Raw genomic sequence first — 24760 nt, forward strand, 5'->3', positions numbered from 1 at the left:
GGATATTGCGCCCGCTACCTTCCAGGCTCAGATCCGGTTATGGGAGGTACGTAATGCACCGCAGAGCCGCTCTGCTTTCCATCCTCACCCTCGCCACCGGGGGCGTAGCGCTCCCGATGACGGCGGCACAGGCGGCATCGGGCCCGAAGCCCGTCTCAGAAGAGGCCGCAGACAGCACCTCCGAGCAGCGCGACGTGCTCAAGTACTGGACTCCGGCCAAGATGGAGGCAGCTCAGCCACTCAACGGCCCCGCCCCCAAGACCGGCTCCAAGAACGGCCAGGGCGCGCCCGGCGAGCCCACCACGGGCACGCCCTGGTCAACCCCGCCCACCGACGGCGGCGGCCCCACGCCCCAGCCCCAGGCGGGCAACAGCTCGGGCACCGCCTGGACGAAGGACGGCCAGATCACCAAGACCACCGGGCGGGTCTTCTTCACCTACCAGGGACGCAACGCCTCCTGCTCCGGATCCGCCGTGACCAGCGCGAACGAGAGCACGATCATCACCGCCGGGCACTGCGTGAAGCTCGGCGGCGCGTTCCACACGAACTGGGTCTTCGTGCCCGGCTACGACAACGGCGCCCGGCCGTACGGCACCTGGGTGGCCACCAAGCTGCTCACCACCCCGCAGTGGAACTCCAACGAGGACATCAACTTCGACGTCGCGGCGGCCGTCGTCGCGCCGCTGCAGGGCAAGACGCTGACCGACGTGGTCGGCGGCCAGGGCGTGGCCTTCAACCAGGCCAGGCGCCAGCAGATGTACGCCTTCGGGTACCCGGCCGCCGCTCCCTACGACGGCTCCAAGCTGATCTACTGCGCCGGGCGCGCGTTCGACGACTTCCTCATGTCGAAGGACCACGGCCTCACCTGCAACATGACCGGCGGCTCCAGCGGCGGCCCGTGGTTCGTCGGATTCAACGAGACCACAGGGACGGGAAACCTCAATTCGGTCAACAGCTTCAAATACAACTTCGCCGCGAACTGGATGTTCGGCCCCTATTTCGGAACGGAGGCTCAGGCCGTATACACCACCGCTGCGAGCACCAGCGCACTCTGAGGCTATTTACCGAAAGTAGTCACAAGAACACATCTCGTAGTGCAGACTCGGGGGCCATGACCCTGAGCACCCCCCTGCTTGCGGCTGCGCCTCTGGTCGCCGGTTTGATGGGCCCCGCCCTGATCGGCGCCACCCCCGCGCAGCAGCTGCCGAGCCGCCCTGTCGTCTCCTCAGTGCACCGGGCGGCGCCCAGAGCCGAGGTCGTGGAGCACGTCGCCGCGCACAGCTCAGCTGAACAGCGGCGCGTGCTCTCCTACTGGACGCCCGAGCGCATGGCGGACGCCCTGCCGATCAAGCTGCTCGACCTGGTGGGCCAGGGCGGCGGGGTGCTCAGCGGGCTCACCGGCAAGGCGGGACTCGGCGCGGCCCCTGATCTGACCGGCGGGACCGCGAAGATCGTCCAGCCGCGCCGGCAGTCGTCGCGGCCCGCCTCCTCCACCACCACGGGTTCGCGCTGGCAGGCCGGCGGGGCCGTGGCCAGGACCACGGGGCGGGTCTTCCTGACCGTGGACGGCGTCGACTTCGTCTGCTCGGCGGGCACCGTGCGCAGCGCCAACAAGGACGTCGTCGTCACCGCGGGTCACTGCGTCAAGGACGGCGTGGGCGAGTGGGCGGAGAACTGGACCTTCGTGCCCGGCTACCAGGAGGGCGGCGGGCAGCCTTACGGCGCTTTCACCGCGCGCCGGATGTTCGTCGCCGGGCCGTGGTCGCGGTCGGCAGACGACAGCTATGACGTGGGCATGGTGGCGCTGAACAAGTCCGACGGGCGGCACGTCACCGAGACGGTGGGGGCGCAGGAGATCGGCTTCAACACCACGCGCGGCGGCCAGGCCTTCGGCTTCGGCTTCCCCGCCGATCCCCCCTATGACGGCGAGCACCTGGTCTACTGCGCGGGACGGCTCCGCGACGACCCGCACGACCAGACGCGCGACCAGGGCATGTCGTGCGACATGACGGCCGGATCCAGCGGCGGCCCGTGGATGACCGGCTTCGACCCGTCGTCCGGGCGGGGAACGGTGACGTCGGTGAGCAGCTTCAAGTACAGCGACGACCACGGCACCATGTTCGGCCCGTACTTCGGCGACGCCGCCAAGACGTTGTTCAGTACGGCGGAGCGGGCCTAGAGCTCGATCCCGAGGATCCTGGCGACCTCCTGCAGCTTGGCGTGGGGAATGCTCCTGATGATCTCCGCGGCCTTGTCCTTCGGCAGCAGAGCGAGGTCGCCGATGATCGCCTTTTCCTCCGCCAGGGCATGGGTTCCTCGTTCCAACGCACGTTGGAGCACGTGGCGGCGGAGCTCCATGTCGTCCTGGCCCAGGTAGAGCACGTCGATGAAGTGGCGCGCCTTCGTCACCGCCTCCGCCGCACCGGTGTAGGGAATTCCCAGGAGTGGCTCGACGGCGTGAAGGAGGAGCCGCTCCTCCACACCGCAGACAAAGCTCACCCGCCGGTGGAGGTCGAAGACGTCCGTCGGCTGGGTGATCTCTTCGACCCAGGCCGGATCCACAGGCGCGGGTCTCCACCCGGCATCCAGCACCAGGTAGGGGTCCGGCGTGGCCGTCGGGCGCACGGCCACCAGGCCCACCAACCCCCGCCACTCGTCGGGGCCGGTCAGCGCACGCCACAACAGGGCGTGCCGCTGCCATTCGACCTGCAGGTCCTCGCGACCCGGCAGGAGCTCGCTCAGCAACAGCTCATCACCGGAGCACAGCGCGACCAGCATGAGGTTGGCCGAGTAGTACGCGAACCTGCGCGGCGGCCCCGAGATCCACGGTTCGTAGCCCGGAAATGCGCGCAGGTCACGCCGTTCGAGGTCGTGGAACAGCCGCAGCACCATGTCCTTGCACCGCGCGGGCATCAGGTCCTTCAGGAACGTCAGGATCGGGAACCGTGACGACATCGTCGACCACGACAGCAGCGCCGACAGCAGCCCGTCGTTCACCCCGCCCAGCGAGGACTCCTGCGCCACCAGCTCCCCCAGCAGCCGCGCCACCAGCCGCGCGATCAGGAACTCGCCAAACGTCGCGTGCAGGAACTCGTACGTCTGCAGCACGTCCCGGTCCCGAGTCGCCTGCGACCGATGGACGAAGAAGAACCGCCCGAACGCCTTCTCCCCCGCGCTCAACGGCGTCGCGAACCCCGCAGGACCCGGCTGGAGCGCCGCGATCTGCAGCCCAGCCAGGTCCGCGTCCACCTCGGCCGCCGTCGCCCACTGCCGCCCCCGGTTGAACATCGAGAACGACACCAGCGACAGGTGCAGCAACTCCTGCTCCACCAACCTGGGCACCTGGTCGGGCGGGTGGCTCTTGGCCAGCTCCCGTTCGGCGAAGCGGCGCATCAGCCGTTCGTACAGCTCCGCCTGACCCAGAGCACCGGAGAACGTGCCGCCATCGGCGTTCCACAACGCGAGCATCAACAGCAGCAGCGGCTGCTCGGCGAGCGTGCGCTGGCTCATCGCGTCCCAGAACGTGAAGGGCTTGACGTTCTCCGCGTTCCACACCTCCAGCCAGCTCCCGATCTGCTCGTAGGAGAACGGTTCCAGCCTGGCGACCACGCTGCCGTCGGGAAGGGCCGCACGGTCGGCGACAGCCGTACGGGAAGTGACCAGGAAGGCGACGGCGCGGCCCAGGTCGAGCTCGCGTTGCTGGAAGCGGGCCACCTTGGCCAGGTAGTCGGACTGCTGCACGCCGGTGGCCTGGAGCAGCTCGTCGAAGCCGTCGAGCATGACGACGGGCAGCGCCCCTCCGGCGGCCATGGCCAGCGCGGGCCAGGTGACGCGGTCGCCGGTCAGGAGGTACAGGGCCTGCTCGATCTGCTCCTGGATGTCAGCGCCCGCAGCCACCTCGCGCAGCGGCACCCGTACCGGGAGGAAACGTCCGGCGGGCAGGCGGGCGGCGAGGACCTTGGTCAGGACCGACTTGCCCGCGCCCGGCTGGCCAAGGACGAGCAGCGGGGCCCTGCTCGCGGCCGACCCGGTCAGGTAGGAGGCGACGAAAGCGGGCAGGTCGTCGCGCACGGGAAGCTCCGCCCACCAGCTCTCGGCGCTGGGGTTGTCGCCTCTGTCCGCCTTGTTCGCCCGGTAGCGCGGGGTGATGTAGGCGCTTTCGAGCGACGGTAACCTTACGCCGTCCGGAACGTCGCCGGTCTCCACGATGGCCCGCCCGAGCACGGCCTGCTGCAACCGCGCCACCCTGTCCACCTCGGCGGGCAGCGCCGCGCCTGAGGCGATCGTGGTCAGGAGACGTTCGAGCTCGGCCAGCCCGTGCCTGGTCGCCTGGTGCTCGACCATCCCGGCCCAGAACGCGAACTCCGGCACGTCCATCGCAAGCCGCCGATACCCATCCTCGTACCGCCTGACGGCCGCCTCGGCCAGCGGGGTCCCGAGGTAGGCGTACAGGCGGTCCCTCTCGTGCTCGGGCAGCCGCTCCCATGCCGCCAGGTCGGTCACGTACACCCGCAATCCACTGCAGAGTTCCAGGTAGTACGCCTCGATCCTGACGACCGTCATCTCGTACGGCTGACGCGGTGACGGGCACTCCGGCGGGTTCACCCAGCGTCCGGCCAAGGTGAAGGGCAGATCAAGGACCTCCAGGAAGGACGAGATCACCAGGATCGTGTGCGCCGCCTCGATGCGTTCCGTACGGCTGCGCCAGTCGTCCCCCGAGCGCCACTCCCGCCACCGCCCCAGCAACTCGTTGCTCATCCTGATCAGCTCGCTCTTCGCGTCGATCAGGTCCCACAGCCCGAGCGTGCCGACGCTGAGGATGGTCTCGATCCGCCTGACCATCGGATCCGGCCCGCCCAGCAGGCGCACGGCGTCGACGTAGCGGTCCATAGTGATCCAGTTTGACCTGGAGTCCACTCCAGAATCCACACTCCCTTCCATGAGATACCGCGCGATCGGCACCGACCCTGAGAACCGCCGTGACGTCAGCGTCCTGTCCCTGGGCGCGATGCTCTTCGGCTCCGTGACCGACGAGGCCACCTCGTTCGCCATCCTCGACCGCTTCGTCGAGGCGGGCGGCAACTTCATCGACACCTCGGACAACTACGCCTTCTGGGTGGACGGCGGGCAGGGCGGGCAGAGCGAGGAGCTGCTCGGCCGGTGGCGGCGCAGCCGCGGCGTCGGGGACGAGATCGTCATCGCCACCAAGCTCGGCGCGCGTCCCCTGGCGCCGGGGACCGGGTACGTGGACAACCCCGAGGGGTTGTCGGCCAAGGTGATCAGGGAGTCGGCGGAGCGGAGCAGGGAGCGGCTCGGGGTCGAGAAGATCGACCTTCTCTACGCGCACATCGAGGACCGTTCGGTGGAGGTGCGTGAGACGGTCGAGGGGTTCGGCGAGCTGGTGGCCGAGGGGATCGTGGGGCTGCTCGGGGCGAGCAACCACGCGATCTGGCGGGTGGAGCGGGCGCGGTCCATCGCGGCTGCCGCTGGGGTGGCCGGGTATGAGGTGCTGCAGTACCAGCACAGCTACCTGCGGCCGCGTTTCGACCTTCCCTCCGATTTGTTCGAGGACGGGAGCTTGGGGCACGCGGGGGCGGAGCTGTTCACCTACCTGCGGGCTGAGCCGTCGTTGACGTTGCTCGCGTACTCGCCGTTGCTGGCGGGGGCTTACACGCGGGAGGACAAGCCGCTGCCGCCGGACTACGACCACCCGGGCGTTCCCGCTCGGCTGGCCGTGTTGCGTGAGGTGGCGAAGGAGACGGGCGCTTCGATGAACCAGGTGGTGCTGGCGTGGCAGATGGGCGCCGACGTGCCCATCATCCCGCTGGCGGGGGCGTCGTCGCTCGCCCAGTTGGAGGAGAACCTGGCCGCCGTCGACCTGGAGCTCACCACCGACCAACGCACCCGCCTCGACTCCACCCACTAACCCTCACCCGCCCAGGTAAGTCCCCTCCAGGGGAGGACCCCCACTCCACCCATCCGTGGAGCCCCTCCAAGGGAGGGATCCCACGCCACCCCCACAACCCCCTGGTGCCTTGCGAGAAGGGGGCCCACGCCCCTTGGTCTGGGGGTTGCGGGGTGTGGGGGTTGTCAGTTGTGGAGGCCGTCGGCGGAGATGCCGAACATCTCGTGCGCGACCCCGAACCCGAGGTCGTGCACGAGCCGCCGCTTCCAGGGCCGCGCCGCGATGGCGTGGGTGAGGCGTCGGGCGGCGCGGGGTGCCCGCATGATGCCCTCCGCGAGCTCCCACGCCCTGGGCAGCAACCGCTCCAACGGCACCACCTCGTTGACCAGACCCAGGTCCAGCGCCTCGCGGGCGGTGATCGGCAACCCGGTGTACAGGTGATAAGCCGCCCGCTTGGTGCCGATGAGCTCCTGGAGCGTCAGCTGCTGCCCGTCCCCAGGAGCCACCCCCGCCAGCAGGTGCGGGTCCACGATGGTCGCCGACTCCGCCGCCAGCGTGATGTCACACAGCAACGCCACCTCCGTATGCGCCACACTCGGCCCGTTGATCGCCGCGATGGTCGGGATGTCCACCGAGAACACGAAGTTCTCCAGCAGCTTCACCGCGTCGTAGTACGTGCGCTCGTAGGCGAAGTCCACCGGCCGCTCCTGCTGGATGAGCCGGTTGGACGCCTCCTCCGGAGACGCCCCCTCGGCGGAGAGCCACACGTCCCCCGTCCCGGTAAGGATCAGCACCTCGTTCAACGGATCGTTGCCGATGTCGTGCCACGCCTGCCCCCAGGCGTTGTGCACCGAGAAGTCGAACCGCGCCGGCCCACCGGCGCTGTGCATGCGCAGTTCGAGGATCCCGTCACGGCGTTCCATGGCGAAGTAGGCGGCGTACTTCTCCGCGTACTCCTCGAACCGGGGACGCGCCACATAGTCGTTCACGACACACCTCACTAGGATCGGAGCAGTGCTCCGAATATAGCGGAGCAGTGCTCCGCTAGTCCACCCCCGCTCCCCCGGTGACGTTGACGACCGTCCCCGTCACCCCGCCCGCGCGGTCGGAGGCCAGGAAGACCGCCACGTCGGCCACCTGCCGCACGGTCAGCGGCCGCCCACTGAACGTGCCGGCCCCGACCTGCTCGAGCAGCCGCTCGTACGGCACGCCGAGCCGTTCAGCCGCCCGCCCCCACATCTGCGCCGTGTGCGAACCCAGCCGCGAGGCCGTCTCCGGGATCCCGTTGAGCCGCATCCCCACCGCCCGCACGCCATGAGCGCCGAGCTCGGCGGCGAGCTGCCGGACCAGCCCCTCCACCGCCGCCCCCGCCATCCCGAACGGCCCGGACAGCGCGACGGGATTGCGCGCCATAGGCGGCGACAGCGCCAGGATCACCCCACCCCCGGTCTCCCGCATGTGCAGCGCCGCTGCCTTCGCGGTGACGAAGTTCGTCCGGATATATGCGGAAACAGCGCCAACAGCAGCGTCGGCGGCGAGCTCCACCAGCGGCACCCCCTGCGAGCCGAGCGGGAGGCCCACCGCGTTGAGGCAGATGTCGATGCTGCCCGCCCGCTCGCGCACCTCGGCCGCGTGCCTGGTGACCGCGTCCTCGTCGAGCGCGTCGACCAGCGTGTGCTCGACCGCGAAGACGCGCGCGCCGGAAGCGGCGAACGCCCGAGCCGCCGCGCCCCCGATCGCCCCGGCTCCGCCGTAGATCACCGCGTTCTTGCCTTCGAGCGGCATCACAGCTCCCCGGGAAGACCGAAGGCGGGAAAGAGGTCGGCGCCGAAGGTCATGATCTCCGCCACAGCGCCGTCCTCGACGCGGAGCACGCTGAGCGCGAACGCCTCGAAGGACAGGCCGCCGGGCAGCCGCAGGTAGGTGGCAGCGGCGGGCTGGCGGTTGGCGTAGGCGGGAAGGAACCGCAGCTCGGGCCCGCCGCCCAGGATCGGCGCCCACGCCTTGAGAATGACGTCGCGCCCCTCGTAGCGAACGGCGTCGGATCCCTCGTTGCCCCCTGCCCCCGCCTGGTGGCCCGCGACGGCGTCCTCGCGCAGCACCGCGGCGACCGCGGCCTCGTCGGCCCGCTCCAGCGCGGACATGTACCGCTGCAGCACCGCCCGCTCCTCGGCGCTCGCGGACGGCGTCCAGTCCAGGCGGCGGCGCGGCAGCCGGGTGCGCATCGTGACGCGCGCCCGCTGCAGCCCGCTGTTGACCGCGCCCACGCTGGAGCCGAGCAGTTCGGCGGTCTCCCTCGCCGACCAGCCGAGCACGTCGCGCAGGATCAGCACGGCCCGTTCCTTGGCGGACAGGTGCTGGATCGCCGCGATGAACGCGAGCTCGATGGTCTCCTTGTCGATCGCGGCGGCGTCGGGCTCCAGCAGCCGGTCGGGGTACGGCTGGAGCGTGGCGGGGCGCGGCGAGCGCTCCAGGAAGTCGAGGCACGCGTTGGTCGCGATGCGGTACAGCCAGCCGCGCAGGCGGCCTTCCTCCCGCAGCTCGGCGCGCCCTCTCCAGGCGCGCAGGAACGTCTCCTGCACCAGGTCCTGCGACTCGTCCAGCGAGCCGAGCATGCGGTAGCAGTGCACCCGCAGCTCGCGCTCGTGCTGCCGGACGAGTCCGGCGAACTCCTCTTCAGTCATACCTGTCATGACGGAGCCGCCCGCGAAAACTCATCGCACGGAGAGTGACCTAAAGGGTGAGCCCCGTGAGGACCATCGTCTTCTCGTAGGTGTAGTCGTCCATCGCCGACCGCAGCCCCTCGCGGCCGACGCCGGACTCCTTGACCCCGCCGTACGGCATCTGGTCGGCCCGGTAGGACGGCACGTCGCCGACGATGACGCCGCCCACCTCCAGCTCCCTGTTGGCGCGGAAGGCGATGTCGAGGGAGCGGGTGAACACTCCGGCCTGCAGGCCGTACTTCGAGGAGTTGACCAGGTCGAACGCCTCGTCCACGCCGCTCACCGAGGTGATCGTCATGACTGGCCCGAAGACCTCCTCGCAGGTCACCTTCGCGTCGTCCGGCACGTCGGTGAGGACGGTCGGCGCGATCGTGGCGCCGTCCCGCGTGCCGCCGGCGAGCAGCTTCGCGCCGCCCTCGACCGCCTCACGCACCCAGGCCTCCACCCGCTCGGCGGCCGCGACCGACACGAGCGGCCCGACCTGGGTCTTCTCGTCGTACGGATCACCGGTCACGAGCGCCTCGACCGCCGGGACCAGCTTGGCGACAAAGGCCTCGCGGACGGATTCTTCGACGATCACCCGCTGGACCGCGATGCAGCTCTGGCCCGCCTGGTAGTTGGAGAACAGCGCGATGCGCGACGCCGCCCAGTCGAGGTCGGCGTCGGCGAGCACCACAGCCGCCGCGTTGCCGCCGAGCTCCAGCGTCACGTGCTTGCGCGGCACCTCGTCCATGATCGCGTAGCCGACCGGCCCCGACCCGGTGAACGACACCACGGGCAGCCTGGGGTCCTGGACGAGCGCGGCGGCGCGGGAGTTCTCCACGGGCAGGACGGAGAACATCCCGGCGGGCAGGTCGGTCTCGGCCAGGATCTCGCCCAGCACCAGCGACGACAGCGGCGTGGCGGGAGCGGGCTTGACGATGACGGGAGCGCCCACGGCGATCGCCGGGGCGACCTTGTGCGCGACGAGGTTGAGCGGGAAGTTGAAGGGCGTGATCGCCAGGACCGGCCCGTGCGGCACCCGGGAGACGTAGGCCAGCCGTCCGGTGGCGGCAGGCTCGGTGTCGAGCCGCTGCACGGAGCCGGAGTAGCGGCGCGTCTCCTCGGCGGCGAACCGGAAGGTGGAGATCGCGCGGGAGACCTCGCCGCGCGCCCACATGAGCGGCTTGCCGTTCTCCCCGGTGATCAGCTGGGCGATCTCGTCGGCCCGTTCCGCGAGGCGCCGCGAGACGTGCGCGAGCGCCTCGGCGCGCACGTGGACGGGCAGCGCCGCGGCCTGCTTGCGCACGGCGTGAGCCGCGGCGATGGCCTCCTCCACCTGGGCGTCGGTGGGTACGGAGTACCGCCCGACCTGGCGACCGTCGTGGGAGTTGGTCACGGTGAGCTCGGTCTCGCCCGTGGCGGGGCGACCGGCGAGCCAGAAGGTACGCACGTCCATGCCTCTGACGTTATGCCACGGCCGGACCAGGGGAGATATGCCAAAGCGCACAACACCGGACGGCGGCCCCACCGTTACGCACAAACCACCAAATTTGCTGCCCCTGTAACACAACTAGCGCTAATTCGGAATGTTTACCGTGTGGAGCGGTTTGAACGATCTCCGCTATGGCTATCTCAACGTGTGCGGGTCACCGAGTACGGGTGTGCCCTTGAGTATGAAGGGTGGGGCCCATGACCTCGTCGGCGCCGCTCGGGCTTCAGGGCGCCTATTTGCTCGGCGATCAGAGCACCCAGAACGAGCTGCGCTCCCGCGTGCTCACCGTGGCGGTCGACCTGCTGGTCAGCGACGGGCCGGAAAGCCTGTCCATGCGGCGGATCGCCACCGAGGCGGGATGCACCACCACGGTCATCTACACGATGTTCGGCAGCAGGGAAGGTCTGGCCGAGGCGCTGTACCTCGAAGGGTTCGAGCGCTTCAGGCGCTTCCTGGAGAGCGTCCCCTCGCGCCGCGACCCGTTCGACAACCTGACCGCCCTCGGCCCCGCCTACCGTGAGGCGTGCCTGGCCGAGCCCGGTTACTACAGCCTGATGTTCGAGCGGGCGATCCCCGGCTTCGAACCCAGCGAGCGGGCCAGAACGCTGGCGCGCGCCGCGCTGAACATCCTGGATCGGGTGATCGCCGACTGCATCGCCTCCGGCTACCTGATCCCCACCCAGCCGCGGAAGATCGCCGACGCGCTGTGGGCGGCGGCGCAGGGCGCCATCAGTTTGGAACGCGCCGGGCACCTGCGCGACGCGCGCACCTACGAGGCGGTCACGACCGCGACGATCTGCTGCTACCTCGTGAAGAAGGACTGAGCGCGATCCACAGCTCGGCGCGCACGCCTGGATCGTCGAGGTCCCTGCCGAGCAGCTCGGACACCCGCTTCATGCGGTAGCGCAGGGTGTGGCGGTGGACGCCCAGCTTCTGCGCCGCCGCGTCCCAGTGCCCGTTGGCCGCCAGGTACGCGCGCAGCGAGCCGAGCAGATCGGCTCGCGAGCCGTACGCCACCAGCGGGGCGAGCAGCGCGTCGGCGAAGGCGCGGACGGCGGCCGGGTCGAGCAGGTTGAGCAGCCCCTGACCGGCGAGCTGGGCGAAGTGCGCGCGCCCGGCCGCCGACTTGCGCGCCGAGGCGAGCGCGCGTTGTGCCTGGTCGAGCCCGCTTGCCAGGTCGTCGAGCGCGAACGGCGAGCCGACGCCGACCGGTCCTGGCAGCAGCTCGGCGATGCGCTCCGCGTCGTCCTCGCCGGTCAGCACGATCGCGCCGGCGCCGTACGGGGCGGCGAAGGCGCAGGTCTGCCGCTCGGCGACGTCGAGCGCGGCGGCCTCGGCGGCCAGCGCCACCAGCGGCTCCTCGGGCAGCGTCTCCCCCAGCGGCGCCAGCACCGCGCACGCCTGGTCGGCCGCCCCGGCCAGCAGCAGGGCCAGGACCGAGGAACGCACCTGGCGGGTGGCCTCCAGCAGCCCGCGCCCCTGCTCGACGGCGAGCGTCAGCAGCGACCCCGCCGCGTTGACCACCGTGTGCGTCACCGGCGTGAACGGCTGGTCGGCGCCCACGGCGAAGAAGCCGCGCAGGCCCAGCGGCTGCACGACGACGTGCTCGTCGGGACCGGAGATGGCCAGGCTGGACGGCGAGCGCCGCCCGACCCTGGCGAGGGCGGCCGCCACGGTGTCGGTGCGCGCTCCCGGGGTGGCGTGCCGTACCTCGCCTGACTCGTCGAGCAGGACGGCCCAGCCGCCCACCTCCTTGGCCAGCCGGTCGATCACCGCGCGCATGCCCTCGGGCCGCAGCGCGGCGCGGGTGAGCCGCCCCTGGGCGGCGAAGGCCCGGCTGATCTCCTCGTACTGCTCGGCGGCCAGCAGCTCGCTGACCGCCTTGCCGATCGCGATGAACGGCGTCTCGCGCGCGACCTCCAGCAGCGGCAGCCCGGCGGCGGCAGCCGCCTCGACCAGCTCGGGCGGCACGCTCTCGTGGGTGAGCCCGACCCCGAACCCCAGCCCGGCCACTCCCCCGCCGACCAGCCTGGCCACATAGGGTTCGTACGGCGGAGCGAGCCGCATGCCGGTGGTCAGCACCAGCTCACCGCCCTCGAGGAACGGCGTGGGATCGGCCAGCTCGCTGACCGCCACCCAGCGCACGGGCGCCTCGATGGACCCGGCGAGCACCTTCAGCGGGATGCGCCGCAAGACGGTCCGCAGCGTAGGTGCCACCCCGCATCCCCCCCTAATGGACAACTCCAACACCCTAGTGTGACATTTCGGCATATCGGCACGTCACCGCGCTCGCCGTACCGTCTCAACTATGACCATTGAGCAGGAGCGTCGTCTCGTCACGTCCATTCCCGGGCCGAAGTCCCAAGAGCTGCTTGCCCGCAAGCAGGCGGCCGTCCCGACGGGCATCGGCACCACGCTGCCGGTCTTCGTGACGAGGGCGGGCGGCGGGATCGTCGTCGACGCCGACGGCAACCAGCTCATCGACTTCGGCTCAGGCATCGCCGTCACCAACGTCGGCAACGCCGCTCCCCGCGTGGTCGAGCGGGTCCAGAAGCAGGTCGCCGACTTCACCCACACGTGCTTCATGGTCACGCCGTACGAGTCGTACGTGCAGGTCTGCGAGAAGCTCAACGAGCTCACCCCCGGCGACCACGACAAGCGCACGTTCCTGGTCAACAGCGGCGCGGAGGCCGTGGAGAACGCGGTGAAGGTGGCCCGCCACGCCACCGGCCGCCCGGCGGTCGTCGTCTTCGACCACGGCTACCACGGCCGCACGCTGCTCACGATGACCCTGACGGCCAAGAACATGCCGTACAAGCAGGGCTTCGGCCCGTTCGCTCCCGAGGTCTACCGGGTGCCGGTCGCCTACCCCTTCCGCGGCCCCAGCGACGCCTTCGAGCAGGCGGTCGACGTCATCACCAAGCAGATCGGCGCCGAGAACGTGGCCGCCGTGGTGATCGAGCCGATCCTCGGCGAGGGCGGCTTCATCGTGCCGGAACGCGGCTTCCTGCCCAGGATCGCGGAGTTCTGCCGCGAGAACGGCATCGTCTTCGTCGCCGACGAGGTCCAGACCGGCTTCGCCCGCACCGGCGACCTGTTCGCCTGCGAGGACGAGGGCGTCGTGCCCGACATCATCTGCACCGCCAAGGGCATCGCGGGCGGACTCCCGCTCGCCGGCGTCACCGGGCGCGCGGAGCTGATGGACGCCGTGCACGTCGGCGGCCTCGGCGGCACCTACGGCGGCAACCCCCTCGCCTGCGAGGCCGCGCTCGGCGTGCTCGAGACCATCGAGGAGGAGGACCTCGTCGCGAAGGCGCGCAGGATCGGCGAGATCATGCTGCCCAGGCTCAGGTCGCTCCAGGAGCGCTTCCCGACGATCGGCGACGTGCGCGGGCGCGGCGCGATGATCGCGATCGAGCTGGTCAAGCCGGGCACCAAGGAACCGGACGCGGCCGCCACGCAGGCCATCGTCAAGCGCTGCCACGCCGAGGGCCTGCTGGTGCTCACCGCGGGCACCTACGGCAACGTGCTGCGCTTCCTGCCGCCGCTGGTGATGCCCGAGCACCTGCTGGAAGAGGGCCTGACCATCCTGGAGAAGGCGGTGGCCGAGGCATAAGTGCCATCAAAGAGGGCATCCAGCTTGCGGCTGGATGCCCTCTTTTGTTGCAGTACGGCGCGCATCCCGGCCGTGATTTCACTCTGGCTTGGCACGCAGCTAGCCGACGCCGGGGCCGACCGGCGTTATAACGGTTGCGGTATGGCTGGCCGACGGCTGCGGGGAGCGTGATGAACTGGGGTCCGACCGGAACGGCGCGGAGCATGGTGACGTTCGACCCTGACGGCCTGACCTGGGCCCAGCGCGACGGTGACGCCTGCGTGGTGTGTCACAAGAAGTGGCCGCGCCCGCGGGTGCGCGTCGGGCGGCTGCCCGACGACTCGGCGGTGCTGGCCTGCGCGGACTGCGCCGAGGCGCTCTTCCCCGCCCCGCTGGCCAAGGTCGTCGCCTTCCCGGCGCGTTTCTAGCTCTCGAACTCGGCCTTGGCGCAGGTCACGTAGACACCCAGGTCGAAGGCCGGGGTGTCCTTGTCGCTGAGGACGCCGACCTCCCAGCCCGCGTCGTCGGCCGTCGGGTTGTCGTTCAGGATGGCGACGGCCGTGCCCGCGGAGAGCCGGTTGAGCGTGTGGCCACCGGCGACCGCCTTGCGTCCTGACGGGCAGCGGGCGGTGACGATCTTGATCTCGCCCGGTGCGACCCGCGCGGTGACCCTGGCCCTGACGAGCACCAGCGTGCCCGCGTTGCCCGGCTCGCCCTTGGGGCCCTGCGCGCCCGTGTCACCCTTGGGGCCGGTGTCCCCCTTGGCGCCCGTATCGCCCTTGACCCCCTTGTCGCCCTTCTCGCCCTGTGCGCCCTTCTCGCCCTTGGGTCCTTGGACGCCCTGGACTCCCTGCTCGCCCTTGTCGCCCTTCTGGCCCTGCGCGCCGGTCTGGCCCTGCTGACCCGGGGCGCCCTGCTGGCCTGAGGCGCCCTGCGGGCCCACCGGGCCCTGCCGGTTCCAGGCGATCTTGCTTTCCGCGGTGCGGCAGGTCGTCGTGGACTTCACCAGCCGCATCGCGCCGCTGCCCTTGGCGACGCACGCGTAGTACGTGTCGCCGGGCCCGGCTGTGGCGACAGCCGTACCGCCCATCACGAGCAGGCCGCCGGCCAGCAGACCGGCCAGTCCCGTGGCCATCGGCCGTAGCTTCATCTCGGGTCTCCTTCTTGGTGAGGAGCACACTGTCCCGATCCGCCGCACCGGCCCTCAATAGCCACCTAGCGCAAAGTGGCACTTCCCGATCTGAACGCCGACGGCGGCATCCCCGTGTACCTGCGCACGGTCCTGCTGAGGTGGGCGTGGTCGGCGAAGCCGTACTCGGCCGCCAGGTCGGCCAGGTTGTCCGCGCCGTCGGAGACGCACTCGAGCACCGCGCGCACCCGCAACTCGTTGCGGTAGTCGGTGAGCGTGCGGCCGGTCGTGCCGCGGAAGACCCGGCTCAGGTGGTGCGGCGAGGAGCCGACCGCCCTGGCCAGGTCGGTCAGGCCGCAGGTGAGGTGGCCCACGGTCAGCGCCTCCACGGTCCTGTCCACCAGGCGCTGGTGCGCAGGGCTCGGCGCGCTCGCTCCGTCGACCGGGCACAGCCGTTCGAGCAGGAAGGTCAGCCGCTCGCTCAGCTCGAACTCGTCGGTGCGCCGCTTGGCGGCCGCGACGAGCGCGCGGTGGCGCAGGTCGAAGTTCTGGCTGGTCCTGATCCGCCAGCCCTTCCTGCGGCGGCTCAGCCGTTCCAGGATCTCGCGGTGGGCGTCGGTGGTGAAGTAGATGTTGGTCGTGACGCACGGGTCGTCACCGGCGAAGCGCGACTCCACCCCCTTGGGCGACAGGTAGCCGCCGCTGGCGTCGAGGTAGAGGCGCTGACCTGCGGCCTCACGCCAGTAGCCGCCCGACCTGATGAGGGTGACCGCGTCGCGTCCCGCCACCCACGTGGGCGTCCACGCCTTCCCCTCGCGCGGATCGTGGTCCGCGGTGAAGGAGCTTCTGAACTCCTCCAGGTCGAGACCGGGCACCACGGCGATGGTCTGTCTCGTGAGGATCTCCACGTGTGGGGAATCTACCTCGCGCAACTATCTTCAAGCGCATATGTCCGGCAACCGTGACGATCTCCCTATGCATGTCGTTTCGGCCAGGACCCTGGCCAGGGAGATCGGGGACTGGCAGCGCCCGGACGGCGCGCTGGCGGACCTGCTGTCGAAGGCGATCAGCCACGCGCTCAGGGACGGCAGGCTGAACCCGGGCGCCAGGCTGCCCGCCGAGCGCATCCTCGCCCGCGAGCTGGGGATCAGCAGGACCCCGGTCACCGTGGCCTACCAGCGGCTGGCCGCGACCGGCTTCCTGACCACCAGGCGGGGATCCGGTTCCGTCGCGGGGCTGCCGCCCGAGCTGGCCGCACGCACCCGCGGCGTGCCGGGCAACGTGGGCGACCACGACGTCGGCCCCGACGAGGTCATCTCGCTCAGCGCCGACCCGCTCGCCACCGCTGAGCTGCTCGACCGGGTCCAGGCGATCCTGGCCGAGGCGCTGCCGACGCTGGGCGGGCGGATCGGCTACGTCCGCACCGGCCTGCTCGAACTGCGCACCGCGCTGGCCCGCCGCTACACCGAGCACGGCCTGCCCACCCACCCCGGCCAGATCATGGTCACCAACGGCGCCCAGCACGCGATCGACCTGGTCGCCCGCCACCTCGTCCGCCCTGGCACCGGCGTGGTCGTGGAGAACGCGACCTACCCGGGGCTGCTCAGCGTGCTGCGCCACCTCCGCCCGCGCGTCTCGACCTTCTCCCCCTGGGACCTGGACCAGCTCGGCGACGTCATCGCCGGCACCCGGTCCACCGTGGCCTTCCTCCATCCGGACAACCACCCGCTAACCGGCCGGACGATGCCCGGCGACCAGCGGCGCGACCTCGCGGAACGGACCCGCGGCAGCACGCTCGTCGTGGACGAGACGCTGCGCGAGCTGTGGGACGCGGCCCCGCCGCCCGCCCACCTGGCCGCCTACGCGCCCGACCGGGTGATCACGATCGGCTCGCTGAGCAAGACCCTGTGGTCGGGGCTGCGCATCGGCTGGATCAGGGCGGCGCCCACGACGATGGCGCGGCTGGCCGAGCAGGCGATCGCCACCGACCTGTCCGGCTCGCCGGTCACCCAGATCGCCGCCGCCTGGCTGCTCGACGAGGCCGACCACCTGTTCGCGGCGCGGCGCCAGAACCTCAGGGCGCAGCGCGACTTCCTGATCGACGCCCTGGCGCGGCGGTGCGGGCTGCGCGCCCGTTCCCCCGAGGGCGGGGTGGCGCTGTGGATGCCGGTGGAGGGGTCGACGACGGAGCTGGCCGCCCGCGCTTCCGCCTTCGACCTGCGGGTGGTGCCGGGCACCTGTTTCAGCGCCACGGGGGCGCTCGACCGGTGGTTGCGCGTGCCGTACACGCTGCCCGTGCACCACCTCGACGCGCTCGTGGACCGGCTGGCCCGCGCGCTGGGACACTAGACTGCCCTGGATGTCACGCTTCGTCATCGGCGCGGGCTATGCGGTCTATCGCGGGCCGTCCCCTGACAACACCGCGCACCGGCACGCCGCGTTCCAGATCGCCGTCGCCGACCAGGGCGAGGTGGTCATGGCGTCCGACGGCCTCCACCGTGGGCCCGCGCTGGTCGTGGCGCCGATGGTGCGGCACCGGCTGCTGGCCGCGCCGTACCTCACCACCTTCTACGTCGACCCGCACTGCGCCTTCGCCGACCGGCTGCGCGCGCTCTGCCCCAGCGGCATCGCCGTCGCGCCCGGCCTGCGCGACCTCACCGAGGACCAGATCGGCCCCCAGCTCTCCGGCGAGCTGGACGGACGGCTGGCAGCGGCGATGGACGCCCTGGCGGCCGGGCCGGTCCCCATGCCGCTCCTCGCCGCCTCCGTCGGGCTCTCGCCGCAACGGCTGCGCGCGCTCGCCGGGCGGCAGCTCGGCCTGCCGCTGACCCGCTGGCGCATCTGGCGGCGGCTGGCCGAGTCCGTGCGGGCGCTCGGCGACGGGCAGTCGCTCGCGGAAGCCGCCTCGACCGGCGGGTTCGCCGACCAGGCGCACTTCACCCGTCAGCTCCGCGAGATGCTCGGGCTCACGCCGTCCGCCGTGCTGCCGCTCCTGCGCCCGACGTAGATCGAGATCGACCCGTTCACCGTGGACACCACGTCGGCCTCGCGCACGTCGGCGAACCCGGCCTCCACCATGAGCCTGGGCAGGATCCCGTCCGCGTTCGGCTGCGTGTCCCGCTTGCCGTCGGCGAACTGCACGATGCGGAACGCCGCCCGCATCAGCGCGGTGCGCTGCAGCCCGAAGTCGGCGATCACCACCTTCCCGCCGGGCCTGAGCACGGCCAGCATCGAGGCGAGGATCGCCCGCTTCATCGGGACCGGGCACTGGTGCAGCACCAGACTCGACAGCACGGTCGTCGCCGACCCCTCGCCCAGCAGCTCGGCCAGCTCGTCGCCCATCCCGGCCCGCCACTGCGGCCCGCCCGACTTGCGCCTGGCGACGGCCAGCACGCCGGGATCGGGATCGACGCCGATGACCGTGGCCCGCGGTTCCATCCGGTGCAGGAGGGCGGCCTGCGACCCGGTGCCGCAACCCACGTCGACGATCACGTCGCCGGGGCGCGGGGCGGCGTGCGCGGCGAGCAGGCCGCGCCACAGCCGCTCCCGGGTGAGGGAGATCGCGAAGTCGTAGAACCCGGTGGGGGCGGTTACGCGCCCCAGGGCGGGGGTGAAGGTTCGTTCTGACATGTGACCAGATTCGGGTCTTTTCTCCCCGCGGTCTTGAACGAAACGCTCCTAGGCGGCCTGGGTCACCCGCTCCTCGCGCATCCCCCACGGCGAGCCGTACTCCTCCAGCAGGTCCAGGAACGGCACGGCGTCGAACGCCTCGGGGCCGAGCACGCCCTCGCCCTTCCACACGCCCCTGGCGATCAGCTCCAGCGCCACGACCGGGTGGATGGCGGTCTGCCAGACGACGGCCTGCGAGCCGTACTCGCGCATCGACCAGGCGTTGTCCACCACGTGGTACAGGTAGACGGCGCGCTCGGCGCCGTCCTTGCCGACGCCCTTCACCCAGGTGCCGGCGCAGGTCTTGCCGTGCATGCGGTCGCCGAGGGTCGCCGGGTCGGGCAGGCTCGCCGCGATCAGGTCGCGCGGGGCGACGCTCGCCTTGCCGACCTTGACCTGGTCCGTGCCGTCCAGCCCCAGCTTGTGCAGGGTCTTCAGCACGCCGATGAACTCCTCGCCGAGCCCGTACTTGAACGTCACCTTCCTGGCGTCGATCCAGCGCGGGACCAGCAGGACCTCTTCGTGTTCGACGTTCACGCACTCCACCGGGCCGATGCCCTCGGGGAAGTCGAACACCTCGGGCTCGCTGAACGGCTCCGTCGTGCGCCAGTCGCCGTCCTCCCACACCACGGGCGGGTTGAGGCACTCCTCGATCGTGGTCCAGATGGAGAACGTCGGCGCGAAGTCGTACCCCTCGACCACGAGGTTGGAGCCGTCCCTGATGCCCACCTCGTCGATGCGGTCGAAGAGGTGGTCGGCGGCGTAACGCGCGAACACGTCCGCCAGCCCCGGCTCCACCCCCATGCCGACCAGGGCGAGCCTGCCGGTGTTGCGCCACTTCTGGTCCATGGCGAACTGCTCGTCACCGAGCTTGACGCCCGTCTTGGTGTACGGCTGGCGCGGGTGCGGCTTGGACAGTGACATCGCCATGTCGAGATAGTGCGCTCCGGCGTCGAGCGCGGCCTCGAACAGGGGCATGGTGAAGCGCGGGTCGACGGCGTTGAACAGCACGTCACACCGGTGTTCCTGGAGCGCCTCCGTGACGGCTCGCTGGTCGGAGGCGTCGAGCTCGATGGCGCTGAAACGGGCATCGCCGATCTTCGCGACCACGTCGGCGGCCCGGCCCTGTCTAGAGTCGGCCACCACGATGTGTTCGAAGAAATCTCGGCGCGCGGCGATGGGCACGACGGCGGAACCCACGCCGCCGGCCCCCACAAGGAGGATTCTCATGCCCGTACCCTACTGGCTGACTGACCAATCAGCCAGTGTCGTCTAGGTGGGAATCGGGCCAAATCGCCCAGTCTCGATGGCGGCGAACGACTGGGCGAGCTCCTGCCGCGTACTGGCCACGAGCGGCCCGTAGGCCTCCACAGGCTCGCGCAGCGGCCGTCCTGCCCACAGCACGAGACGCAACTCCTCGTCGGCCGTCATCGCCAGACCGGTCAGTTCGGCGTCGTCGCCCGGTTCCAGATGAACGACCTGGCCCGCCTTGGCCACCGCTCCGTCAGGGCCGAAGCGACCCTCGCCACTGATCACGTAGACGAACCCGTTCTGGTCGCCCGGGATCTCCTGGACGAACGAGGCGCCGGGCTCCAAGTCCGCGACCACCATCGTGACCGGCACGTAGTTACCCGCAGGACCGCGCACCGCGCCGGAACGACCCGAGTAGACCAGAGCCCTGACCCCGGGCTCCTCCCGCACCGGCATGTCGGCGGCGCGCAGGTCCTGGTAGTGCGGGTCGGTCATCTTCTCCTTCGCCGGAAGGTTCACCCACAGCTGCAGCGTGCGCACCGGGCGGCGCTCGTAGGCCAGCTCGGCGTGGAACAGCCCCTTGCCCGCCGTCATCCACTGCGCGTCGCCCGGGCCGAGCACGCCGTGGCCCCCGTGGTTGTCGCGGTGCTCCAGCTCGCCCTCCAGCACCAGCGTGACCGTCTCCATGCCGGAGTGCGGGTGCCAGTCGAAGCCGACCGCGCTGAACCAGTCCTCGGCCAGCAGCATGAACGGGTCGTACTCCGCCCACCGCCCCGGCTCCAGCACCACGGCCTTGCGGTCCACCTGGCTGTCTGCCCCGAACTCCTGCCGGGTCGTCACGTCGCGCACACCACGCTGGTTCATCACGACGATGACCGTTCCCGGCCCAGCTTCAGAAGGACCTCACCCAGGGGTCACGTTTGCCCGCATGTTGGCCACTTAGGGTGCTTGAGTTTCATCCCTTTAGGGGACAAAACGGGATGTTGTTCACTCACGCGAACCGGGGGATCTCATGCGTGCCATCACCGTGTCCGGCTTCGGAGCCACTCCTGAGCTGACCGATCAGCCCACGCCGACGCCGGGTCCAGGCCAGGTGCTCGTCAGGATGCGGGCGGCCGGGTTCAACCCGTTCGACCTGAAGATCGTCGACGGGGCGCTCAAGGATGCGGTGGAGCACAGGTTCCCGCTGGTGATGGGGGTGGACGGGGCCGGGGTCGTCGAGGCGGTCGGCTCGGGTGTCAGCCGGTTCAAGGCGGGCGACAACGTCTACGGCCAGTTCTCCGACCCGGCGCACGGGATGGGGAGCTACGCCGAGTACGCGGTGGCCTCCGAGGACGGGGCCCTCTCCCGGATGCCCGAAGGGATGATCTTCTCCCAGGCGGCAGGGGTGCCTACCTCGACGATGACCGCCTACAACCTGGTCGAGACCGCGCGGGTGGACGAGGGGCAGACCGTCCTTGTCGTGGGGGCGACCGGCGGCGTCGGACAGTCGGCCACGCAGTTCGCGGCCAACCGGGGGGCACGGGTGATCGCCACCGCCAGGGACGCGCAGGCGGCCATGATGCACGACCTGGGCGCGGCGGAGACGATCGACTACACGCAGGGGGCGGTGCCGTCGCAGGTGCTCGCGGTGCATCAGGGTGGAATCGACACGATCATCGACCTGGTGACGCCGCCGGGCGGGATCGACGCGCTGGCGAACCTGCTGAAGCCGGGTGGGCTCATCATCAGCAGCATCTGGTCGGTGAACGGGGACGCGTTGGCGGCTCGTGAACTGCGAGGGTTGAACTTCGAGAACACGGCGAGCGGGGAGTTGCTGGCCACGCTGGCGGACCTGATCGACGGCGGGAAACTCAAGGTCCACCTGGAGTCGGAACCTACGCTGGCCGAGGCACCGGCGGTGTTGGAGAAGGTCAAGAACGGCGGCGCCCGCGGCAAGACGGTCTTCCGGATCTGAGGGCAGCCCACAGAAGCCCGCATCCCTGGATGCACATTTGGCAGCCGCTCCGACCGGGCGGTGCTCTCGCATCGGCGAGATATTCCTCGCCACGAAGGTCCTCAAGCCGTTCCGAGATCTCAGTGCGCTCTGACCCGCGACGACGATCGCCCACACACACGTGGTCGCGCGCCCGGGCGGTCCTTCGTGCGAGGGCTTTCATGCCTGCGCAACCCCACAGCCGTTCCGAGGCCTCAGTGCGCTCTGACCCTCGACGAGGGTCGCCCACATGGGCGGTCACGCACACGGGCTGCCCTCCGCGCGGAGGTCTTCCATGCCTCGCGCAACCCCGCACAGACGGACACTGCCAGAGGTCGTCAGCCACAGCGGGACCGGGGGCGGGTGGGTGGGCGGGCGGAGGGTGGGCAGGCGGGCGCGGCGAGTGGGAGGGAGCGGGCTGATGAGTGAGGGAGCGGTGAGTGGGTGGAGTGAGGGGCTGGGAGTGGGTGGGGTGAGGGGCTGGGAGTGGGTGGGGTGAGGGGCTGGGAGTGGGTGGGGTGAGGGGCTGGGAGTGGGTGGGGTGAGGGTAGATGGGTTGGCCTGGGGAGAGTGAGACGCCCCGGGGTTGGGGGAACGCCCGGGGCGTCTCTGGCAGGCATCACCCAGCGGGGGGAAGGGTGTGCCCGCAGCATCGCCAAGCAGAGGTCAACAACCCCCCGCTCACTTCACAAGCCCCCGCCACCTAGAGCTCCAGGTGGTATAGACAGTGCATTCCCTGTCCGGCGCCCGGCAATCCCCCGGCGGGCGAACGGCGAAGATGATGCGGTCCAACCGCTTCGCCTTACCCACCCCGTAGATGTCGCAGATCTCCTCAGCCTCACCGGCCAGCTTGGGCTTCCCCGTACAAGCCTTCGGGTTCGCGGGCGCCAGGCCCACCCACGCCGCCGCCTTGCTCTGCGTCTCCGGCGTGGACATCCAGTCGAGCCACCGATACGCGCAGTCGATGTTGGGGACGTTCGCACCCAGCATCCACGAGTCCACCCACCCGGTGGTCTGGTCGGTCTTGGCCGCCTTGATGGGCTTCCCGGCCTTCTGGAGGAGGCGCAGGTAATACGGAGTGGACTGGGCGTAGTCGAGCGAACCCGTCGCAAAACCCTTGATCAGGTCGATCGGGGTCCTCCAGTACGTCCGCCCCTTGCCCGAGCCCTCCAGCAGGCGCATCACCGCGTCGAGCTGCCCGGCCGTCAAGGAATACGGATCGGTGACGCCCAGCTCCTTCTTGGCGATCAGCGCGATGTCGGCGATCGTCATCGGGCTGTCCCTGAGCGCGGCACGGTCCGACCGGTAGAGCTGCCTCGCCTCCCCCTTGACCTTGGAGGCGTCGTAGAGGATCTCGGTGGACCCCCAGAGGTACGGCACGCCGTACACCTTGCCGCCCTGCACCGACAGGTCGCGGAGCCGTTTGGGCACGTCCGCGTAGCCGGAGACCTTGGCGGTGTCGATCGGCTGGACCTGCTTGGCCGCCATGAGGTCACCGGCGATGTCGGGACCCGCGCTGACGACGTCGTAGGTGCGCCCCGCGAGCGCCTTCGTCATCTCCTCGGCGGTCTGCACGGTGTCGAGCTTGGCCACGCGGCACCCGGTGACCTTCTCGAAGTCGCTCACCCAGTTGACCTTGCCGGACCCTCCGTACTCCGCGTAGCCCTTGTAGGCCAGGATCTGCAGCGTCCCGTCGCTCTGCGCGGGGCTGGGCACCGTGGTCGGGCTCTTGCTGGGCGTCGGCGACGGGCCCACTGCGGCCCCTGCCGGCGTGCACGCGGCAAGCGTCAGGCAGGCCACGAAGACCATCGCGGTTGTACGCACCAGATTCCCCCTCTTCCGTGAGCTGGAGCCTACCGGGAGCACATGGAAGAGGGGTGCGCGCCGAGTGGACGCGCACCCCTCCGGCTCACCTGTCAGCTAGCCCGGTACGGAGTTTCGTCCGGATCGGGCACCGCGCACGGCGGGATCTTGCTGTCCGTCGGCTCGACGGCGCACGGCGGGATCTCCTCGCCGGTGCCACCGCACGGCGGGACGTTCTCGCCGCACGTACCGGCGGGACCCGGCTCGCCCGCAGGACCAGCGGGACCGGCAGGACCGGCCTCACCCGCAGGACCGGCAGGACCCTCAGGCCCAGCAGGACCGGCCTCACCGGCAGGACCGGCAGGACCCTCGGGACCAGCGGGACCGGCCTCACCAGCGGGTCCAGCCTCACCGGCAGGACCGGCGGGACCGGTCTCACCAGCAGGACCGGCCTCACCGGCGGGACCCGCAGGACCCTCAGCGCCGGCGGGACCCGCAGGACCCGCCTGACCGGTGTCGCCCTTGGGACCAGCAGCGCCCGTGTCACCCTTCGGACCGGCAGCGCCGGTGTCACCCTTGGGACCGGCAGGCCCCGCAGGACCGGCAGGACCGGCCTGACCAGGCTGACCGGCAGGACCAGCCTGGCCGGTGTCGCCCTTCGGACCCGCAGGACCGGTGTCGCCCTTGTCGCCCTTGGGACCGACGGGACCGGTGTCGCCCTTGACCCCGGCAGCCCCCGTCGCGCCCGTGTCGCCCTTGGGACCCGTGTCGCCCTTCTCGCCCGCAGGACCAGCAGGCCCCTGCGAACCGGTGTCGCCCTTGTCGCCCTTGTCGCCCTTGGCCCCGGCAGGACCGACGGGACCCGCAGGACCCGCAGGACCGGCCGCGCCCTCAGGACCAGCGGGACCGGCAGGACCGGTCTCACCCGCAGGACCGGCGGGACCCGGCTTGGAGAACTGCTCCGGCAGGACGATCCAGACGGGCAGCGCCGCGTAGCCGGGCGGCACCTCGGGCTTGCTCGCACACAGATCACATGACGTCGGGTCATCCGAGGAAGCGGTCGTGGCGACCGTCTCAGTGGCTGACGTCGCCGCGCTCGCGTAGGCGGGCGCGGATATGAGAACGGCCGCGGCGAGCAATCCGCCCACCGCGCCCCTCTTAAGGCTAGAAATCACGATATCTACTCCCCTTCGGGCCACGGCAGAGCCCTTCCAATTCGGGCGTTTCTGCTGGCTG

Annotated in this window: 22 protein-coding genes; 9 read left to right on the top strand and 13 right to left on the bottom strand. The window is 70.7% G+C overall.

Annotation, left to right across the window (positions count from 1 at the left end; genetic code table 11):
- Positions 1 to 53: 53 nt before the first annotated feature.
- Both ACIBG8_RS51985 and ACIBG8_RS51990 read left to right on the top strand, forming a co-directional pair.
- On the top strand, positions 54 to 1055 hold the full coding sequence (locus ACIBG8_RS51985) for a peptidase (protein WP_397350826.1): 1002 nt from the start codon (positions 54 to 56) through the stop codon (positions 1053 to 1055).
- 56 nt (positions 1056 to 1111) lie between these two features.
- Positions 1112 to 2179: a trypsin-like serine peptidase gene (locus ACIBG8_RS51990; protein ID WP_397350827.1), complete on the top strand. Its 1068-nt coding sequence runs from the start codon at positions 1112 to 1114 to the stop codon at positions 2177 to 2179.
- Here the strand turns inward: ACIBG8_RS51990 and ACIBG8_RS51995 are convergent.
- Positions 2176 to 4890 (bottom strand): NACHT domain-containing protein, encoded by a 2715-nt coding sequence (locus ACIBG8_RS51995; RefSeq protein ID WP_397350828.1) that lies wholly within the window; start codon positions 4888 to 4890, stop codon positions 2176 to 2178. The genes ACIBG8_RS51990 and ACIBG8_RS51995 overlap by 4 nt on opposite strands.
- Before the next feature lie 49 nt (positions 4891 to 4939).
- Here ACIBG8_RS51995 and ACIBG8_RS52000 point away from each other — a divergent pair, with 49 nt between their 5' ends.
- Positions 4940 to 5926 (top strand): aldo/keto reductase, encoded by a 987-nt coding sequence (locus ACIBG8_RS52000; protein ID WP_397350829.1) that lies wholly within the window; start codon positions 4940 to 4942, stop codon positions 5924 to 5926.
- Positions 5927 to 6090: 164 nt separating this feature from the next.
- Here ACIBG8_RS52000 and ACIBG8_RS52005 read toward each other — a convergent pair whose 3' ends face one another.
- From ACIBG8_RS52005 to ACIBG8_RS52020, 4 genes are read right to left on the bottom strand one after another with little or no spacing between them, the layout of a single operon-like run.
- A complete protein-coding gene (locus tag ACIBG8_RS52005) occupies positions 6091 to 6894 on the bottom strand; it encodes an enoyl-CoA hydratase/isomerase family protein (RefSeq protein WP_397350830.1) in 804 nt (267 codons plus the stop codon).
- A gap of 55 nt (positions 6895 to 6949) precedes the next feature.
- On the bottom strand, positions 6950 to 7690 hold the full coding sequence (locus ACIBG8_RS52010; RefSeq protein WP_397350831.1) for an SDR family NAD(P)-dependent oxidoreductase: 741 nt from the start codon (positions 7688 to 7690) through the stop codon (positions 6950 to 6952).
- Positions 7690 to 8589 carry a sigma-70 family RNA polymerase sigma factor gene (locus ACIBG8_RS52015; protein WP_397350832.1) on the bottom strand — a complete coding sequence of 300 codons (900 nt, stop codon included), beginning with the start codon at positions 8587 to 8589 and terminating at the stop codon, positions 7690 to 7692. The genes ACIBG8_RS52010 and ACIBG8_RS52015 overlap by 1 nt, the downstream gene beginning before the upstream one ends.
- Positions 8590 to 8638: 49 nt before the next feature.
- Positions 8639 to 10066, bottom strand: a complete 1428-nt coding sequence (locus ACIBG8_RS52020) for an aldehyde dehydrogenase family protein (RefSeq protein ID WP_397350833.1) — start codon at positions 10064 to 10066, stop codon at positions 8639 to 8641.
- Positions 10067 to 10299: 233 nt separating this feature from the next.
- Between ACIBG8_RS52020 and ACIBG8_RS52025 the strand changes: the two genes are divergently transcribed.
- Positions 10300 to 10926, top strand: coding sequence for a TetR/AcrR family transcriptional regulator (locus ACIBG8_RS52025; RefSeq protein ID WP_397350834.1), 627 nt, complete (start codon positions 10300 to 10302; stop codon positions 10924 to 10926).
- On the opposite strand, the gene ACIBG8_RS52030 is transcribed toward ACIBG8_RS52025, so the two are convergent.
- Positions 10883 to 12319 carry a PucR family transcriptional regulator gene (locus ACIBG8_RS52030; RefSeq protein WP_397350835.1) on the bottom strand — a complete coding sequence of 479 codons (1437 nt, stop codon included), beginning with the start codon at positions 12317 to 12319 and terminating at the stop codon, positions 10883 to 10885. The two genes, ACIBG8_RS52025 and ACIBG8_RS52030, sit on opposite strands and share 44 nt — an antisense overlap.
- Positions 12320 to 12410: 91 nt before the next feature.
- Between ACIBG8_RS52030 and gabT the strand changes: the two genes are divergently transcribed.
- Together gabT and ACIBG8_RS52040 are read left to right on the top strand one after the other, a co-directional pair.
- Complete coding sequence (gene gabT, locus ACIBG8_RS52035; protein WP_397350836.1) at positions 12411 to 13718, top strand: 4-aminobutyrate--2-oxoglutarate transaminase; 1308 nt, start codon at positions 12411 to 12413, stop codon at positions 13716 to 13718.
- 170 nt (positions 13719 to 13888) lie between these two features.
- The gene (locus tag ACIBG8_RS52040; RefSeq protein WP_397350837.1) at positions 13889 to 14125 is read left to right on the top strand and encodes a hypothetical protein; all 237 of its coding nucleotides are present in this window, start codon (positions 13889 to 13891) and stop codon (positions 14123 to 14125) included.
- Here ACIBG8_RS52040 and ACIBG8_RS52045 read toward each other — a convergent pair.
- Positions 14122 to 14847 carry a hypothetical protein gene (locus ACIBG8_RS52045; RefSeq protein ID WP_397350838.1) on the bottom strand — a complete coding sequence of 242 codons (726 nt, stop codon included), beginning with the start codon at positions 14845 to 14847 and terminating at the stop codon, positions 14122 to 14124. The genes ACIBG8_RS52040 and ACIBG8_RS52045 overlap by 4 nt on opposite strands.
- 65 nt (positions 14848 to 14912) lie before the next feature.
- Positions 14913 to 15734: a helix-turn-helix transcriptional regulator gene (locus ACIBG8_RS52050; protein ID WP_397350839.1), complete on the bottom strand. Its 822-nt coding sequence runs from the start codon at positions 15732 to 15734 to the stop codon at positions 14913 to 14915.
- Between the two features lie 67 nt (positions 15735 to 15801).
- Between ACIBG8_RS52050 and ACIBG8_RS52055 the strand changes: the two genes are divergently transcribed.
- Complete coding sequence (locus ACIBG8_RS52055) at positions 15802 to 17175, top strand: PLP-dependent aminotransferase family protein (RefSeq protein WP_397350840.1); 1374 nt, start codon at positions 15802 to 15804, stop codon at positions 17173 to 17175.
- 10 nt (positions 17176 to 17185) lie between these two features.
- The gene (locus ACIBG8_RS52060) at positions 17186 to 17833 is read left to right on the top strand and encodes a helix-turn-helix domain-containing protein (protein ID WP_397350841.1); all 648 of its coding nucleotides are present in this window, start codon (positions 17186 to 17188) and stop codon (positions 17831 to 17833) included.
- Here the strand turns inward: ACIBG8_RS52060 and ACIBG8_RS52065 are convergent.
- Genes ACIBG8_RS52065 through ACIBG8_RS52075 form a run of 3 tightly spaced genes read right to left on the bottom strand, consistent with a single transcriptional unit; the run spans position 17770 to position 20610 of the window.
- A complete protein-coding gene (locus tag ACIBG8_RS52065) occupies positions 17770 to 18456 on the bottom strand; it encodes a class I SAM-dependent methyltransferase (RefSeq protein WP_397350842.1) in 687 nt (228 codons plus the stop codon). The two genes, ACIBG8_RS52060 and ACIBG8_RS52065, sit on opposite strands and share 64 nt — an antisense overlap.
- 48 nt (positions 18457 to 18504) lie before the next feature.
- Positions 18505 to 19725, bottom strand: a complete 1221-nt coding sequence (locus ACIBG8_RS52070; protein WP_397350843.1) for a saccharopine dehydrogenase family protein — start codon at positions 19723 to 19725, stop codon at positions 18505 to 18507.
- A 42-nt stretch (positions 19726 to 19767) separates the two neighbouring features.
- Positions 19768 to 20610 (bottom strand): pirin family protein, encoded by an 843-nt coding sequence (locus tag ACIBG8_RS52075; RefSeq protein WP_397350875.1) that lies wholly within the window; start codon positions 20608 to 20610, stop codon positions 19768 to 19770.
- 148 nt (positions 20611 to 20758) lie between these two features.
- Between ACIBG8_RS52075 and ACIBG8_RS52080 the strand changes: the two genes are divergently transcribed.
- Positions 20759 to 21703 carry an NADP-dependent oxidoreductase gene (locus ACIBG8_RS52080; RefSeq protein WP_397350844.1) on the top strand — a complete coding sequence of 315 codons (945 nt, stop codon included), beginning with the start codon at positions 20759 to 20761 and terminating at the stop codon, positions 21701 to 21703.
- Positions 21704 to 22402: 699 nt separating this feature from the next.
- Here the strand turns inward: ACIBG8_RS52080 and ACIBG8_RS52085 are convergent.
- Entirely contained in the window at positions 22403 to 23545 is a 1143-nt protein-coding gene (locus tag ACIBG8_RS52085) for an extracellular solute-binding protein (RefSeq protein ID WP_397350845.1), read from the bottom strand.
- A gap of 92 nt (positions 23546 to 23637) precedes the next feature.
- Positions 23638 to 24699: a hypothetical protein gene (locus tag ACIBG8_RS52090; protein WP_397350846.1), complete on the bottom strand. Its 1062-nt coding sequence runs from the start codon at positions 24697 to 24699 to the stop codon at positions 23638 to 23640.
- Between the last annotated feature and the right edge of the window lie 61 nt (positions 24700 to 24760).

It is taken from the genome of Nonomuraea sp. NPDC050556, assembly GCF_044457355.1.
GTDB lineage: Bacteria > Actinomycetota > Actinomycetes > Streptosporangiales > Streptosporangiaceae > Nonomuraea.

Coding starts and splice junctions, on each gene's coding strand:
- ACIBG8_RS51985 (WP_397350826.1), top strand. CDS start 54: ATGCACCGCAGAGCCGCTCTGCTTTCCATCCTCACCCTCGCCACCGGG.
- ACIBG8_RS51990 (WP_397350827.1), top strand. CDS start 1,112: ATGACCCTGAGCACCCCCCTGCTTGCGGCTGCGCCTCTGGTCGCCGGT.
- ACIBG8_RS51995 (WP_397350828.1), bottom strand. CDS start 4,890: ATGGACCGCTACGTCGACGCCGTGCGCCTGCTGGGCGGGCCGGATCCG.
- ACIBG8_RS52000 (WP_397350829.1), top strand. CDS start 4,940: ATGAGATACCGCGCGATCGGCACCGACCCTGAGAACCGCCGTGACGTC.
- ACIBG8_RS52010 (WP_397350831.1), bottom strand. CDS start 7,690: ATGCCGCTCGAAGGCAAGAACGCGGTGATCTACGGCGGAGCCGGGGCG.
- ACIBG8_RS52015 (WP_397350832.1), bottom strand. CDS start 8,589: ATGACTGAAGAGGAGTTCGCCGGACTCGTCCGGCAGCACGAGCGCGAG.
- ACIBG8_RS52020 (WP_397350833.1), bottom strand. CDS start 10,066: ATGGACGTGCGTACCTTCTGGCTCGCCGGTCGCCCCGCCACGGGCGAG.
- ACIBG8_RS52025 (WP_397350834.1), top strand. CDS start 10,300: ATGACCTCGTCGGCGCCGCTCGGGCTTCAGGGCGCCTATTTGCTCGGC.
- gabT (WP_397350836.1), top strand. CDS start 12,411: ATGACCATTGAGCAGGAGCGTCGTCTCGTCACGTCCATTCCCGGGCCG.
- ACIBG8_RS52040 (WP_397350837.1), top strand. CDS start 13,889: ATGAACTGGGGTCCGACCGGAACGGCGCGGAGCATGGTGACGTTCGAC.
- ACIBG8_RS52045 (WP_397350838.1), bottom strand. CDS start 14,847: ATGAAGCTACGGCCGATGGCCACGGGACTGGCCGGTCTGCTGGCCGGC.
- ACIBG8_RS52055 (WP_397350840.1), top strand. CDS start 15,802: ATGCATGTCGTTTCGGCCAGGACCCTGGCCAGGGAGATCGGGGACTGG.
- ACIBG8_RS52060 (WP_397350841.1), top strand. CDS start 17,186: ATGTCACGCTTCGTCATCGGCGCGGGCTATGCGGTCTATCGCGGGCCG.
- ACIBG8_RS52065 (WP_397350842.1), bottom strand. CDS start 18,456: ATGTCAGAACGAACCTTCACCCCCGCCCTGGGGCGCGTAACCGCCCCC.
- ACIBG8_RS52070 (WP_397350843.1), bottom strand. CDS start 19,725: ATGAGAATCCTCCTTGTGGGGGCCGGCGGCGTGGGTTCCGCCGTCGTG.
- ACIBG8_RS52075 (WP_397350875.1), bottom strand. CDS start 20,610: ATGAACCAGCGTGGTGTGCGCGACGTGACGACCCGGCAGGAGTTCGGG.
- ACIBG8_RS52080 (WP_397350844.1), top strand. CDS start 20,759: ATGCGTGCCATCACCGTGTCCGGCTTCGGAGCCACTCCTGAGCTGACC.